The sequence below is a fragment of the Amycolatopsis keratiniphila genome, assembly GCF_000400635.2.
Lineage (GTDB): Bacteria > Actinomycetota > Actinomycetes > Mycobacteriales > Pseudonocardiaceae > Amycolatopsis > Amycolatopsis keratiniphila.
In genome coordinates this window covers 3628983-3642777 of record NC_021252.1, presented here as the reverse complement: position 1 = coordinate 3642777, position 13795 = coordinate 3628983, and the positions used below count along the sequence as shown (strand labels likewise).

At 65.6% G+C, this 13795-nt stretch carries 14 protein-coding genes and 1 tRNA gene; 9 read left to right on the top strand and 6 right to left on the bottom strand.

What is annotated here, in order from left to right:
* Window positions 1-86 precede the first annotated feature (86 nt).
* Window positions 87-947: a helix-turn-helix domain-containing protein gene (locus AORI_RS57690; protein ID WP_158509128.1), complete on the bottom strand. Its 861-nt coding sequence runs from the start codon at window positions 945-947 to the stop codon at window positions 87-89.
* A gap of 841 nt (window positions 948-1788) precedes the next feature.
* On the opposite strand from AORI_RS57690, the gene AORI_RS57685 reads away from it, so the two are divergent.
* From AORI_RS57685 to AORI_RS57675, 3 genes are all read left to right on the top strand, one after another.
* On the top strand, window positions 1789-1986 hold the full coding sequence (locus AORI_RS57685; RefSeq protein ID WP_016333694.1) for a hypothetical protein: 198 nt from the start codon (window positions 1789-1791) through the stop codon (window positions 1984-1986).
* A gap of 102 nt (window positions 1987-2088) precedes the next feature.
* Window positions 2089-3264, top strand: a complete 1176-nt coding sequence (locus tag AORI_RS57680; RefSeq protein WP_043848793.1) for an NsdA family TPR-like regulatory protein — start codon at window positions 2089-2091, stop codon at window positions 3262-3264.
* Window positions 3265-3310: 46 nt separating this feature from the next.
* Window positions 3311-3859 (top strand): NUDIX hydrolase, encoded by a 549-nt coding sequence (locus AORI_RS57675; protein WP_016333692.1) that lies wholly within the window; start codon window positions 3311-3313, stop codon window positions 3857-3859.
* Here AORI_RS57675 and AORI_RS57670 read toward each other — a convergent pair.
* Both AORI_RS57670 and AORI_RS57665 read right to left on the bottom strand, forming a co-directional pair.
* Window positions 3845-4981: an NsdA family TPR-like regulatory protein gene (locus tag AORI_RS57670; protein ID WP_043848076.1), complete on the bottom strand. Its 1137-nt coding sequence runs from the start codon at window positions 4979-4981 to the stop codon at window positions 3845-3847. The genes AORI_RS57675 and AORI_RS57670 overlap by 15 nt on opposite strands.
* A gap of 174 nt (window positions 4982-5155) precedes the next feature.
* The gene (locus AORI_RS57665; protein ID WP_016333690.1) at window positions 5156-5530 is read right to left on the bottom strand and encodes a helix-turn-helix domain-containing protein; all 375 of its coding nucleotides are present in this window, start codon (window positions 5528-5530) and stop codon (window positions 5156-5158) included.
* Window positions 5531-5702: 172 nt separating this feature from the next.
* Between AORI_RS57665 and AORI_RS84320 the strand changes: the two genes are divergently transcribed.
* The 6 genes from AORI_RS84320 (at window position 5703) to AORI_RS82875 (ending at window position 11385) form a co-directional block, all read left to right on the top strand.
* Window positions 5703-5897: a helix-turn-helix domain-containing protein gene (locus AORI_RS84320; RefSeq protein WP_073842361.1), complete on the top strand. Its 195-nt coding sequence runs from the start codon at window positions 5703-5705 to the stop codon at window positions 5895-5897.
* A complete protein-coding gene (locus tag AORI_RS57660; RefSeq protein WP_016333689.1) occupies window positions 5894-6226 on the top strand; it encodes a WhiB family transcriptional regulator in 333 nt (110 codons plus the stop codon). Before AORI_RS84320 ends, AORI_RS57660 begins: the two co-directional genes overlap by 4 nt.
* Window positions 6223-6549 carry a hypothetical protein gene (locus AORI_RS57655; RefSeq protein ID WP_016333688.1) on the top strand — a complete coding sequence of 109 codons (327 nt, stop codon included), beginning with the start codon at window positions 6223-6225 and terminating at the stop codon, window positions 6547-6549. The genes AORI_RS57660 and AORI_RS57655 overlap by 4 nt, the downstream gene beginning before the upstream one ends.
* A complete protein-coding gene (locus AORI_RS57650) occupies window positions 6546-7322 on the top strand; it encodes a hypothetical protein (RefSeq protein WP_016333687.1) in 777 nt (258 codons plus the stop codon). Before AORI_RS57655 ends, AORI_RS57650 begins: the two co-directional genes overlap by 4 nt.
* Entirely contained in the window at window positions 7312-9489 is a 2178-nt protein-coding gene (locus AORI_RS57645; protein WP_016333686.1) for a cell division protein FtsK, read from the top strand. The genes AORI_RS57650 and AORI_RS57645 overlap by 11 nt, the downstream gene beginning before the upstream one ends.
* Before the next feature lie 147 nt (window positions 9490-9636).
* Window positions 9637-11385, top strand: coding sequence for a recombinase family protein (locus AORI_RS82875; protein WP_081809668.1), 1749 nt, complete (start codon window positions 9637-9639; stop codon window positions 11383-11385).
* Here the strand turns inward: AORI_RS82875 and AORI_RS57635 are convergent.
* From AORI_RS57635 to AORI_RS57625, 3 genes are all read right to left on the bottom strand, one after another.
* A tRNA-Leu gene (locus AORI_RS57635) sits at window positions 11367-11450 on the bottom strand. The genes AORI_RS82875 and AORI_RS57635 overlap by 19 nt on opposite strands.
* A 230-nt stretch (window positions 11451-11680) precedes the next feature.
* Window positions 11681-12442, bottom strand: a complete 762-nt coding sequence (locus AORI_RS82190; RefSeq protein ID WP_267283984.1) for an NAD(P)H-binding protein — start codon at window positions 12440-12442, stop codon at window positions 11681-11683.
* A gap of 127 nt (window positions 12443-12569) precedes the next feature.
* Entirely contained in the window at window positions 12570-13784 is a 1215-nt protein-coding gene (locus AORI_RS57625) for an SGNH/GDSL hydrolase family protein (protein WP_016333683.1), read from the bottom strand.
* Window positions 13785-13795: the final 11 nt, after the last annotated feature.

Here is a 13795-nt window from a genome sequence, read left to right as displayed (position 1 = left end):
TTCTTTGTGAAAGCAATGTGCGCTTAGGCAGGTGTCTTTCTAGGCTCTAGTGTGTCTTGAATAAATTCAAGACTGATTTGCCATCCTCATATTCGAAGTTGGGACAGGAGTCTAGTAAGCCAATCGCGGGTTTGCTGCCAGGTGAGAGCCTGGTCAGCGATGCGCTTGAGTGCGCTTTCATAGAATGTGATGTCGTTTTCGTTCTCGAGAAAGAGGCTTGCTGTGGGTTGCCGGTGGTGGACTACTGGGAGGTGCTGATCATGTCGGTACAGAGTAAATCCTGTTTCGATCTCGAGTTCGCTCGCGGTGGACTCTGCGGGCAGGAGGCTGATGCGGTAACGAGGCAGCGACGACGTGATCAAGAGGTACAGGATCTGCTCATGCAGGACAGTGCGACGTTTAGAGCATTCGAACAGTGAGGTTTCCTGCAGATAGAAGGTGAATGGGCCGGCCGATCGGAGGGATGTTGGCTGGTTGGCGAGTCGTGTACACACCGCTGTATCGAGGGCAGGACCATCCTCGATGCCACTTTTGTTGAGTAGTTCGCGAACGTAGGGCTCGATTTGCAGCTGCCGCGGAATGCCAACGGGGTCGTAGGTTGTGATGGACTGGCTACCGCTGTCGAGCACCTTCATGAGTGGAAGGTCGTCAGGGAAGCCTGTGGGGTGGCTTCTGACTTGGTAGCCGTTGTCGGGGAGGCGGTCTAGGGCTACCAGGTCGTCGAGTTCGCGGGGGGTTGCTTTCGCTCGGGCGAGGTAGATGGCGATGTCGCCGGCTTGGTAAGTGCGGAGGCCGCTTTCGAGTCGCGAGATGGTGGACGCGGGCCAGCCCAGCATGCGACTCATGTCAGTTGCGAGGTAACCGGCGCGCATACGGATCCGGCGCAGCTCTACACCAAGCTCCCTCTGCTTCGCGGTAGACAACTGGGGTGTCTTCTTCGATTTCACCAGTTCCTGCTCAGTGTGTTGTGGCGAATGCCGGGCTGGACTTGGGACAGATCGGCCGTCTCGTAAGACGCATACCGTCGAAGGCGTTGTGACACGTGAAAGCACCCCTGACCTGTGGGAAACGCTTCGTGTGACAGCTGAGCCGGCTGGCTGCGAACCCGTCACACCGTCACGAACCGCCTGCGGGAGTCGAGCTTTGGGGGCGGCCATCAGGTGTCACGCCGGCGGGCTGGGCCAGCGCGCTGCGTCGCGACGAGATCTACGGCTCGGCTAGTGACTCGCTGGAATGCGGTCACGTGATTCGTAAGTCGCTCGAAGCCGAGGTCGGTGACACGTAGCAGGCTTCGATGCCGTTCGTGTCGAGCTACGTACCCGGCGGCGAGCAGTCGGTCGGTATGAGGGGCGAAGACTCGCGAACTGACGCGAAGACGCGTCGCCAGAGTGGCCTCTTCATGCCACCTCACGTCAGCGAGAAGACACAGCACGAACAGCCGGATCGGCAGGAGCAGAAGTGGGTCAAGCTCACGCTGGAAGACGGGGATCGAGGCGCCGGTTGGCGATGTCATGACTTGCCGTGGGGTAGCTCGGTAGCGAAGAGAACGGCGCTCGAAGTCGGAAGCCCGCGGGTTCGAGCGCCGTTCAGCAAGTGCCGTGAACACGGCTTCTGAGGATCGGCTCCAGGAGGAGGTCGGAAGAACCGGCGCAAGCGCGACGGCTTGCGGTGCTGAGGCGGGCGTAGACGCCGTTCGACGGTGGATAGCGTCGACCGAGCTGACAGGTACGCCTTGCAACGGCCACATGGTCGCCCAGGTGGAACGAGCATCGAGAAGGGCAGCACGACGTGGCCGCAGAGTCCCTCATATCGGCCGAGGTCGTCATCTCGGCCGCGCGCGAACGCTTCGTCGGTTACGGCGTGATCGAGGCCGTCAACCTCGCTCCTGTGCCAGGTGACGTATGTCCCGGCGGCCACATCCGGCCGCAGAATGTCGCGCATGAGTCCTCCACTACCTACAGGCTGACCAGCCACAACGGGCTGTAAAATCTGAAATCAGCCTGCCTTATGCGCTTATTTAGGCGACAGGACGCGCGGACGACATAACGAGGACATCTCGTGGGCAGCTTGAACGCCGAGAGGGGCAAGATGACAGCTGGCGGCGGCACCGACGACATGTCGCGGACAGTTCTGGAGATGAAGCTCCGGGAGCGGAATCAGACGCTCGCCGAGTTCGTCGAGGATGCCGAGCGGTTCGCGCGCAGGTTCGGGGAGCCTGGCACGCTCAGCGTGCGACACCTGCAGCGCTTGATCTCGGGACGCAAGCCGGACGGATCACCGGTCGGCCGCCCGCGGCCGGCTACCGCGCGCCTGCTCGAACGGATGCTCGGTCTCGAAATCGGCGAGCTGCTGTCATCACCTGACACCGTCCGCGGTTCCGCCGAAGACCCGGACGCGGAACTCCGGCAGCGACTTAGCGCTGCTCGCCGCGTGAACGCGGACGTGTTGACCCTGCTTCACGGCCAGTTGTCCTCGGTCCGGCGCCTTGATCGGGAGCTGGGCGCCTCAACAGCTCATGAAGAGGTGGCTACCAAAATCCGGCAAATCGCGCGCTTGCGGTCCCACAGCCTCACCTCGGACGTTCGTGGCCGACTTGCCGCTCTGCTCGCAGAGTTCGGCACGCTCGCCGGCTGGCAGAGGCTCGATATGGGTTCCGTTCATGACTCCTGGCAGTTCTACGAGCAAGCCAAAGCGGCTGCTCGCGAGTCCGGTGACGAGGCATTTGAAGTGCACTGTCTCGCTGAACAGGCCTTTGTGCTGATCGACGTCGGAGAGACTGGATCAGCGGTCGACCTGTTGTGCGCTGCCGAGCGTCAGGCCCGACGTCTCGCTGGTCGCCTCCTTCGAGCGTGGCTCGCTGCCGCGCACGGTGAAGCTCTTGCGGCAGACGGGCAGCGTTCAGCGAGTCTGCTGGCCTTCGATCGTGCTGCAGCCCTTCTGCCGACCGACGTGTCTGCGGTGGACGGTCCCTACGTGGTGCTTGACCCTGTTCATCTCGCGAGGTGGCGCGGGCACGCGCTTGCCCGGATCGGCGAGCCGGAGGCGGTAAGTGTGCTTTCGACAGCGCTCAGCCGTCTCGATCCGACATTCACGCGCGCGGAGGCAGCGTTGCGAGTGGACCTCGCGACGGCATTCGTCGCGATGGGCGAACACGAAGAAGGCCGAGCGCACGCAGCTCGTGCTCGTGCCCTTGCTGTCGAAATCGGGTCTGTGCGGCAGCAACGTCGAATTGCCCAGCTCATCGCTTCGGGGCGCGAAGACTGAGCGGGAGGTGGTACTGCGGGCAACTGCCAGCCCGTAGGCTCGCGGCGTGGCTGACGAGCATGGGTCGTGGAAGACGTTCGGTGAGCGCCTGGTCTACGACAACCGGTGGGTCAAGGTTGGGCTGACGGACGTCGAGGCGCCGAATGGCGAGCGCTGGGACTACCACGTCGTGCACCTCGCGCGGATAGCTATCGCGTTGATCGTGAACGACCAGGACGAGGCGCTGATGCTGTGGCGCTACCGGTTCGCTACCGAGCAATGGGGCTATGAGCTGCTGGGCGGCATGGTCGACGACGGCGACGACTCCGCTGGGACGGCCGCGCGGGAGGCGGCCGAAGAGTCCGGCTGGCAGCCGGTCGGTGAGCCGGAACATCTGGTGAGCTTCGAGCCGCTGCCGGGGCAGGTCACGGCGCCGGTCGATGTGTACCTGTGGCGCGAGGCCGAACACATCGGCGAGCCCACCGACACGGAAGAAGTCGGCAGGGTGGAGTGGGTGCCGCTGTCGCGTGTCAACGAGCTTGCGCAGCGTCAGGAACTGCTCGGATCGGGCACGCTGGTGTCCCTGCTCTACTACCTCAACTCACGCCGGGTCTGAGTCGCCTGGCAACACCAGTCGTTCCAGCCGACGTCGTAGCCGCACGGAGCCGACCTGGGAGATGATCCGCCGAGCCTGCTGTGCGTAGGTTCGGGCGGCCTCCCGGTCACCCGATGCGCTGTAGGCGAGGGCGAGGTCCACATACACGGCGGCGCCGGCGCGAACGAAGGACGTCGACCGGGCATCATCGACCACGCGTTCAAGATGCTCGATCGCTTCGGGCGCGCCGAGGTGCACCAACGCGTTGCCGCGCCATCGGTCGAGGTGGCTGCCGCCGAGGAAGACGAACGGAAGCTCCGGGTGGACGACTTCGTTCGGTAGGAGCGTGTCCGCTTCGTCGAACGCTCGGAGAGCTTCGTCCCGGTGACCAGCGATCGCGTGGCCTTCGCCCTCCGCGGCCGCGAGCCAGGCACGCAGCAGTTCCGGGGCGCGCTCGCCGATCGAACGCGCCTCCTCGAACAGGGCGAGTGCGTCATCGACGTTGCCCGTGTCGATGAGGACGAATCCCTGCTCAGCTGTCGCGTGAGCAAGCAATCCGGTCGAGCCGGACTCCATTGCCGCGTATTTCGCGCGTTCGTAGTGCGTCCATGCCTGAGCAAGTGAGCCGATGTCGAGGGAGTTCCACCCCGCCAACGTGGATGCCTCGACGAGCACGCCGGCTAGCGGAGCCCTGTCACGACGCAGGATGGTGTGCCTGAGCAGGCCCTCGATCTCGGTGATCTGTCCGCGGAGCCGTTCGAGCCTGGCGGCTGATCCGAACCGGCGGTCGGCATGGCGAACGCTGATGACCTCGTCGCGGAACAGTTCGATGGTCTGCTCGTCCACGCGGCGGGCGATGACCAGCCGTTCGGCCAGTTCATCGCCGGAGGGGCCGGCGAAATCGCCCGTCGGGAACCCGAGATCGTCGTCGGTTCGGCCATAGATCTCGCGCAGGACGGCGCGCATCGGCGGTTCGGGCACCACATGGCCGTTCTCCCACCGGGAGATATCCGTCTTCCGGCTGGGGACCGAGCGTTCGGGTAATCCGTGTGCTGCTGCACGCGCGTTGATTGCTCGCGCGAGTTTCTCCTGGCTCCAGTCGAGCACATTCCGGGCGGCCTTCAAAGGGCTTGTCGAGTTCATGACGTGCGCCTCCGGCAGTGGCCTTGAACTGCGGAGATAACAGGAAATAACACGGGGCATGTAAACCGCTGCCAGCTCCCGCGGCCCGGAAAAATGCCGTTTCTTGGTGACATGAGAAACGACAAGGAACACCGGCGGTCGACCGAGTCGGCCGATCGCAAACAGGATTTCGCGCTAGCCGCGGGAAGTCCCATCGCGGCGGAGCAGCTCGGTGAGATCGGCGAGGTGCTCGGTGATCTGCGACAGCCGCTGTTCGATGACAGCGAGCCGCGCCGACACGGCGTCTTCCATGTCTTCGCGAGGCTGGCCGAGGGTCGGCGGGATGCGGCCATGCAGGACAGCGAGCAGATGCTGCGGGTGCAAACCGAGCGCGACCGCGAGCGCTTCGAGCGTCCGGTCGCTTCGCTTGCGCTCCACGGTGTGGTTCTGGATTTCGCGGACGATCGCCTGGGAGACCTGCGAGCGCTCAGCCAGTTCGCGTTGCTTCCATCCGAGCTCGTGTACGCGCTCGTTGATGGTCTTCGCGACCGCCGCCCAGTCTTCCGACACCTATTCCTCTTCCTTCGTGGTCCGCCTCAGCGCCGACATTAGCGCTTGACGGAATCAACGACGCTGAGATCCACACCGCGTCGCGCGTTCGGACCATTCTCGCGCCTTTGTGCGACTAAATCAGCGCACTTTTAAGGCTCAAATCAGCTTTCCGACTTTAAGGACTACCCCAATGCAGAAGAAAATGCCTGACGCTGGCGGTCCAGCGTTCTACTCACCGGCTGACGCCGCCTGGATTCTCGGCGTTGACCTCAACTCGATCCATCGCGCCATCCGGATCGGCGAACTGCGGGCCGAGCGGCGCCGTTCGCGACTCGTCATCCCGGCTTCAGAGCTGCGGCGAGCCCTCGGTGGAGGTGCGCGATGAGCGAACTCGACTACACGGCGATCGCCGCCCAGCTAGACCGGTTCGCCCCTGTGCCTGACTCAGTCTTGAAGGAGGTGGTCGAAAGGGACGGCCTGTGCTTCTGGGCATTCGAGCGCGCGGACCTACCGGAATTGACCGGGGACGATCCATCTGACAGGGACCTGGCTAAGCGACTGTGTGCCGGCTGTCCGGTGATCGATGAGTGCCTCGAACTCGATCTCCGCACTACCGGACCGGATGCTCTCGGCGTGTGGGGTGCGATGCCGGATACCGACCGGCGCAGCCTCCACACGACTTGGCAGCGTCGCCGAGGAGGCGAGGCGCGATGACGCTCACCCTCTCAACGACACAGGTTCTCGCTGGACTTGGTGTTCTGTTCGCCCTGTTCATGGTGTGGCGTGTCGGCGCACGCAAAGCGCGCCGCGCCGCCGAAACGGCACGAGCGGGCGCACGAGTCGTCTCGCTCGCCGGAAAGGTGCTGTTCACGGGCGCGGCGTTCGTGGGTGTGCAGTGGCTCGTGATCACACATCCTGGCAACCCGACTCTGTTGCTCGTGGTACTCGGAGTGCCGGACCTGATCGCGGCCTACGTCCTGACCCGCGCTCTGACCGTCACATCGCTCGATACCTCAGGTCGAGGCGGTGGCCGATGATCGACACGAAACAGGAGGCTGCGTCCTGTACGGCGTCGGTGAGTCGTGCTCAGCGTCTCGCCGCGGATGCCACAGAGGCTGCCGATGTCCGCCGCTGGAGCACTCATCCGGACGTCGTCGCCCTTCGGATCGAACGAGTTCGTGCTCAGGTCGACCGGCTGTGCTGGGCCGGAATCATCCTCGGACTGGCTTTCACCGCGGCCAACGTCCAGTCGTTCGCTGCCGCCGGATCGGATTTCGGCTCGTTGCCCTGGCTGACGGCCTGGCTGCTGGACCCGACTGTGTGCCTGGTGCTGCTCGCCATCCTTCGAGCTGAGCAGGTCACCGCCCGGTACCAGGTTCACACCGGGCGGTGGGTCCGTGCGGCAAAGTGGCTCACGCTGGCGGCCACGTACGTCATGAACACCTGGTCCTCGTGGGCCGCCGGATCACCGGCCGGAGTGGTCTTGCACTCCGTGCCGCCGATGGTCGTCTTCGTCGCGGCCGAAGCCGTCACTGACCTACGCGACAAGCTCACGGACGCCGTGCTGGTTGCTCTCGTGAACACCGCGAAACCCGCAGACGTTCATGAACCGGCGACGGCCGATCGTGAACGCCCCGCCCGTCGACTGTTCGCCGACTACCTCGCCGACGCGAGGCTGGCCTGGAAACCCGAGGTCAAAGTGACGCCCGCCTGGGTGCGAGAGGTCACCGGTTGCTCGCGCGGGCTGTCCTCGCGGCTCGCTGCCGAGCTTTCGGCCGAGGTGGCCGAGGGGGTGCGCCATGGCAGCTGAACCGAGTTCAGAGGCTGATAGCGGGGTGTCACTGGCCCGGATGGCCTCAGGCGACGTCGAGCACATCGGGCCGATCCTGGACGGCGAGTTGATCGACGACTCGCTACCCCAACCGCGTGTTCGGACCGTCCGTCGGCGGCTCGCGCGCTGGTGGAAGCACTCACCGCGAGTGCCACTGTGGATGAAGAGTAGGCCGCAAGCCGTCCAGGCTGCGAAGGACGCTGTGGTCTGGATAGTCAAGTCGCCACTTCGGTACGCGGGTGCGGTGGTCCGTGGGGCCATAGCCGGTACGCGAGTCTGGCGAGGCTGGGTCAAGGTAAATGACTATCGGACGGCGGCCGAGGACTCGGAGAAGCTTGCCGACAAGTTCACGGAGATTCGTGAACTGACGCTGTTCCGCTGGAAGGTCACTGGTGCCGTCGTTGCCATAGCAGCGTTGGCGGTCGCCGTGGTGGATCTCCTGTACGGGCACGATCCACTGTGGATCGGCGGGGCTGCCGCATCACTGGCCCTGGCGATTCTGGGACGCCGCAAGGATGGCAGTCCGGGACGGAAGCCCGCGCTTGCCGGTCCGCGCACACTGACGTGGACGATGGATCCGCAAGTTCTTGTGGATGCGTTCCGCGACGCGAAGCTGATCGGAAAGGACGAGACACTTCGCTTGGTGGAACGAGCAACGCGCGTGGGTGACGGTTGGGCGGTCACCGTGGACTTGCCGGCGACGCGGAAGGCCGCGGATGTCGTGAAGAACCGGGATGCGTTGGCTTCAGCCCTGGCAGTCGACGAAGTTCAGCTCATCGTGGAGCGCGTGCGTGGAAACGGCGGGCATGCCGGCCGGATCTCGATGTGGGTCGCCGATGAGGACCCGTACGTTCGTCCGCCTCTTCAGACGCCGCTGCTCGGCGTTACACGGTGGGATGCTTGGCGGCCTGTCCCGTTCGGACGTGACGCACGAGATCGGCGGATCGATCTGCCGCTCGTGTGGACGTCGCTTCTGATCGGCGCTATTCCCAGGCAGGGTAAGACGTTCGCTGCCCGGCTCGCTGCTAGTGGACTTGTCCTGGACGCTTGGGTGCGGCTCTACGTAGCGGACTTCAAGGCTGGGAAAGATTGGGTCGCTGCCGGGCAAGTTGCGCACCGCTTCATGGCTGGTGACGAGCCTGAACACGTCCATGCCCTCATTGACTGGCTGGCCGAACTGGTTGCCGAAATCCAGGGCAGGTTCCGGCGTATGCGGGATCTGGACGACTTGGTGTGCCCGGAATCAAAGGTGACGCCGGAGATGTCACGGGACAAGGCGTTGAACATGCCGATAACGGCGATCTTCATCGACGAGGTTCAGGTGCCGCTCGAAGATCGCACTCCTGTTGACGTGCAAGGAAAAAGGCTTGCGGCAGGTGAGTACGTCGGCGAGTTGTTGACGTGGCTGGCCAAGAAGGGGCCAGCGGCCGGGATCGTGCTCGTACTCGCCACTCAACGCCCCGACTCCAAGACCATCCCATCCGGGCTCCGGGCAGTGCTCGGATCACGGTTCGCCCTTCGGGTGATGGACTGGCGTGACTCCAACATCGTGCTCGGCGAGCAGATGAACACCCGCGGGTTCGACTCGTCTCGCCTTCTGCCGTCGCACAAGGGCGTAGGCATCCTCAGGCCGGACGGTGACACGGCGGCTGGGGCGGATGTGTTGGCGATGACGGTCCGCACGTATTACATGCCGAACGAGGACTGGCAGACCATCTGTCAGCAGGGGCGCGCTCTGCGGGAGGCGGCTGGAACGCTGACAGGGCATGCGGCCGGTCAGGACAGCATGCCAACGCTCGATCACGCTGCCGTTGCACACGCTCTGGGCGCGGGGGTTGCACCGAGCCCATCGATGCCTGAGTTGCCAGAACCGCTCTCTGCGCTCGTCGAGTATCTGGGAGCCGACCTCGGACCTGAGGGGCGGCAGTTCGTCCCTACGGCCGAGTTGGTGGAGGCGCTCGGCATCGAACGCAGGACGTTCTCGCAGCAGATGAACGAAGCAGGATGTCGGCCGACGCGAGACCGCGTGACCAGCGAAGACGGTGAGACTCGGCAAGTCCGGGGCTACCTGACCGCTGATATCCGCCGTGCAGTTGAGCAAGCCGGTTATGGCGAGGGATACGCCGCCATAGGGGCACAGCGATGAGCGCGAACCAGAATAACCAGCCTTGCCGGGTTATCCTACCTGCGGGATTGCTTGAGCTGACGCCTGCGGGAGCACGCGCCTTGCTGGCGGTTCTCATCGATCTGACTGAGGTGCCGGTCCTCGATGGACTGGGGAGGGAGGCGACCGATGACCGCTGAAATCAGCGACCCATGGTCGAAATTGGACGAGATCCTCGGCCTTGAGGTAGCCGAGCCCGTGGACGACGGGATCGGCGCCCTGGCGGTCTACGGTCGCTGCTCGACTGAAGACAACCAGGACCCGGAGACCTCGCGAGGCTGGCAGATCGGCAACGCGCGCAAGTTCGTCGAGCCGCTGGGTGGCCGGATCGTGGCCGAGTATTTCGACGTGGGCCAGTCGCGGTCAGTGCCGTGGGAGCGGAGGACCGAAGCGTCGCGTCTGCTGGCCGAGCTGAAGAATCCTCGCCGGACGTGGAACGCTCTGGTCGTCGGCGAGGGCACCCGATGCTGGTTCGGCAACCAGTTCTCGCTCATTGCTCCGCGGTTCGCCGCGTACGGCGTGGACTTATGGGTGCCAGAGCTGGGCGGGAAGTTCGATCCCCGGAATCCGTCGCACAAGATGCTGATGAGCGTGCTCGGCGGCATGAGTGAGTCGGAGCGGCAGCACGTTCAGGCGCGCGTCCGGGCGGCGATGGACGCGCAAGTGGTGAACGAGGGACGTCACCAGGGAGGCCGTGCACCGTACGGGTACGTGGTCGTAGATGGCGGGCCACATCCGAACCCGAGGAAGGCTGCGGAAGGGTTCCGTCTGCGGGTGCTCGCAATCGATGAGCCAGCCGCCGAAGTCGTGCGCCGGATCTTTGCAGAGTACCTGGATGGGCAGGGTGATCGAGCGATCGCGAACGGGCTCAACCGCGATGGGATCCCGTGTCCTTCGGCTCGGCGGCCGGAGCAGAATCGGCATCGGCTTGCCGATGGCTGGCAGGGCAGCACAACGCGATCGATCCTGGAGAACCCGCGCTATACGGGCTATGCGGTTTTTGGGCGGTCGGCTCGGCAGGAGATGCTGTTCGACCCTGATGACGTTGCTGCCGGCAACGTCGTGCGGTTCCGGCGAGCCAAGCCGGATCGGGTGGTGCGGTCCCGTAAGCCCGCTCACCCGGAGATCGTCTCGGTCGAGGACTTCACGCAGGCGCAGTTGATCCGGCGCGCTAAAGCGGCCGGCGGCCTCCGGACAGCTCGCAAGGCCGAACGTGCTGGCCGCCCGGTGAAGCACGTGTACTTGTTCCGAGGTCTCATTCGGTGTGCCGCGTGCGAACGGAAGATGGAAGGCAGTCCGCGCAAGTACGGCATGTACTACCGATGCCCGGCTCGGACTCTGGCACCGGGTGCACCGGCCTTGCTCACGCATCCGCCCACGATCTATCTCCGGGAGGAGCCGCTGCGGGACGCGGTGAACGGCTGGATCGGCGGGTTGTTCGACCGGCAGAACGTTGAGCAGACCGTCAGGCAGCTCGTGGGCGCTCAGCCAGCGGTCCGAGCCGAGGGTGATGGAGTTGCAAGCAAACAACTGGAGGAGGCGGAAGCCAAGCTCAGGCGCTTCCAAGACGCCATCGCCGCTGGCGTCGACCCGACAGCGCTGGTCGAGAGCATCAACGAGGCCCAAGCGGACCGAGCGGCCGCGCAGGGAGCGTTAGCTGCCGCGGGCGAGCCTGCGGGAATCACCGACGCTGAGGTCTACGCGATGATCGACTCGCTTGGCGACATCGGGGCAGCGCTCGCCGACAGCGAACCGGGCAAGCTGGCAAGGCTCTACCGGGATCTGAGGCTTGACCTGCGGTACGACAACGAAAAAGAGGCCGTCTACGCGACGACCTCTTTGCGTGTGAATAATGCGGGTGTCCGAGGGGGGACTTGAACCCCCACGTCCGTTAAGGACACTAGCACCTCAAGCTAGCGCGTCTGCCATTCCGCCACTCGGACTTGCTGATGTGAGAAGAGTATACGTCCCCAGAGAGGCCTCGATCAGGGGGGTACGTATCGTCACCGTGACTCACATTGAGATGATGTCCGGTTACCGTCTGACAGCGACCGCGAGCGACTTTCGTACGCAAGTCGCAGGTCAGAGGCCGGTCCCGGGTTCCCTGGGACCGGTTCGAGGTGGCGGGGACTGGAAACAGAACGTCAATCGCCCCGTGCCAGTCCCCGGCCTGCTAATTCAGGAAGTCGCCGCGGTAGTCCTCGGCCCACTGGGCATAGGTGCGGCCCGGCCGGCCGGTGATCCTTTCGATGATGTCGGTGATCGGTGCCGGGCGGTCGAGGTGACGGGCCCAGTCGTCGAGCAGGACGTCGGCGGGCGCGTGCGGGCCCATGGCCGTTCGGGCTTGCTCCACGGGCAGTTCCTCGTACCGGAGCGGCCGGTCGAGCGCTTCGGCCAGGAGCGCGATCTGCTCCGCGTGGGTCAGGGACTGCGGGCCGGTGACCGGGTAGGTCCGACCGGCGTGGGCGTCGTCGGTGAGGGCGGCCACGGCGATGGCCGCGAAGTCGGCGGGGTGGATCGGTGCGCCGGCGGCCTGGGCGTACGGGCCTCGGACGACGTCGCCTGCCCGTACCTGTCCCGGCACGTCGAACGCCCACTGGATGGGGTTGGCGGCGGACAGTTCGAGGCGCAGCATCGTCCACTCCAGGCCGGAGTCGCGGAGCTGCTGCTCGATGTCGTGGTGGAAGGCGGCGACGGGGTGGGGCTGCTCGGCCGCGGTGTCGTCCACCGAGCCCGAGGACTGGAAGACGATGCGCCGCACGCCGGCTTCCTTAGCGGCGGCCAGGAACGCCGGTGCGAAGCCGGGTACGACGGCCAGCAGGAACACCGTTGACACGCCGCGCATCGCGATCGCCAGGGACTCGGGGTCGGCCAGGTCGCCGGCGACGACGTCGGTGGTGGCCGGGAGGCCGGTGTTCTCCGGGTCGTGGGTCAGGGCACGTACCGGGTGGCCGGCGGCGGTGAGCTGACCGACGATCTCACGGCCTACGGGGGGCGGTGGCGGCGGTGACGAGGATCATGATGGTTCTCCTTCTGGTGACAGGGATCGGTGGGGGCTTGGGTCAGAGGCTGGAGAGGTCGATGGCGTCGGCCATCGCCTGCAGGCCGGCGTCGTTGGGGTGCAGCCGGTCGCCGGCGTCGAACTCGGCGCGCAGTGCGGCCGGGTCGGCGGGGTCGGCCAGGACGGCGGCGAAGTCCACCACCGCGTCGTATTCGCCACCCGTACGGATCCAGCGGTTGACCTCGCCGCGGATCTGTTCGCCGCGCGGGCTGTCCAGCATCGAGCCCTTCATCGGGGTGACGGTGCCGCCGATGATCCTGACGCCGCGGTCGTGGGCGGCCCGGATCAGCTTCCGGTGCGCCTGGATCAGCTCGGCGCTGGTGACCTCCGGGTCGAAACCGATGTCGTTGAGCGCCTGGGTGACCACGACGCTGCGCACGCCCGGCTGGTCGAGGGCGTCGCGGCGGAACCGCGACAGCGCGCTGTCGCCGCAGCAGTCGGAATCGTCGAGCACCCGGTTGCCCGCGATGCCCGCGTTGAGCACCGCCAGCGGCTTACGGGACGCGACCAGCCGTTCGGCCAACTGGTCGGGATAGCGGTTGTCGGCGTTCTTGGTGGCGCTGACGCCGTCGGTGATCGAGTCGCCGAACGTGACGACCGCGGACCGGGCCGGACCGCCTGCGATGTCCACACCGGACAGGTAGTACCAGGAGTGGCTCTCGGCGGTGTACGCCCTTCCGGTGGCGTCGAACCGGTGGTCGCCCTTCGCGCGGTACGTCGTCGCGGTCGCCGCCTCGTGAAAGGTCGCCGGTCCGGTCGGCGCGGCGAAATACAGCGTGACCGCCAACCGGTCCAGCGCGGACGTGGGCAGCAGCGTCGCGTCGCTGACCGCCTCCGAGCCGACCGGGACCACTGTGGACTGCGAGCGGTCGAACCGCAGCGGACGAACTGTGCTCGCCTGGATCGACGCGCCGTCGCCAGCCTTGGCGACCGTGGCGCCCGCCAGACGCAGCGGCGACGTTCCGTAGCGGTTGGACAACCGGATACGCAACTGCGTACCACCCCGGCTGATCCGTACTACTTGGCGGACCGACTCGCCGGCGAACCCGTCGAGCGACCAGTTCGCGCCCTGCCAGGTCGCGCCCATGGGGCGCTGCATCGAGGTGGTCCAGGTGCCGGTCCATCGGCCGGCGGGGGCCGCGGCGGCGGATGGTGTGATGAGGGCCCCGGCGACGCCGGCGGCTGCGAGGACGAGGCTCATTCCCTTGGTTCCCATGCCGACAAATC

Excerpts from the sequence above, each read along its gene's own strand:
- AORI_RS84320 (WP_073842361.1), top strand. The coding sequence starts at position 5,703 with ATGCAGAAGAAAATGCCTGACGCTGGCGGTCCAGCGTTCTACTCACCG.
- AORI_RS57645 (WP_016333686.1), top strand. The coding sequence starts at position 7,312 with ATGGCAGCTGAACCGAGTTCAGAGGCTGATAGCGGGGTGTCACTGGCC.
- AORI_RS57670 (WP_043848076.1), bottom strand. The coding sequence starts at position 4,981 with ATGAACTCGACAAGCCCTTTGAAGGCCGCCCGGAATGTGCTCGACTGG.
- AORI_RS57655 (WP_016333688.1), top strand. The coding sequence starts at position 6,223 with ATGACGCTCACCCTCTCAACGACACAGGTTCTCGCTGGACTTGGTGTT.
- AORI_RS57625 (WP_016333683.1), bottom strand. The coding sequence starts at position 13,784 with ATGGGAACCAAGGGAATGAGCCTCGTCCTCGCAGCCGCCGGCGTCGCC.
- AORI_RS57660 (WP_016333689.1), top strand. The coding sequence starts at position 5,894 with ATGAGCGAACTCGACTACACGGCGATCGCCGCCCAGCTAGACCGGTTC.
- AORI_RS57650 (WP_016333687.1), top strand. The coding sequence starts at position 6,546 with ATGATCGACACGAAACAGGAGGCTGCGTCCTGTACGGCGTCGGTGAGT.
- AORI_RS82875 (WP_081809668.1), top strand. The coding sequence starts at position 9,637 with ATGACCGCTGAAATCAGCGACCCATGGTCGAAATTGGACGAGATCCTC.
- AORI_RS57680 (WP_043848793.1), top strand. The coding sequence starts at position 2,089 with ATGACAGCTGGCGGCGGCACCGACGACATGTCGCGGACAGTTCTGGAG.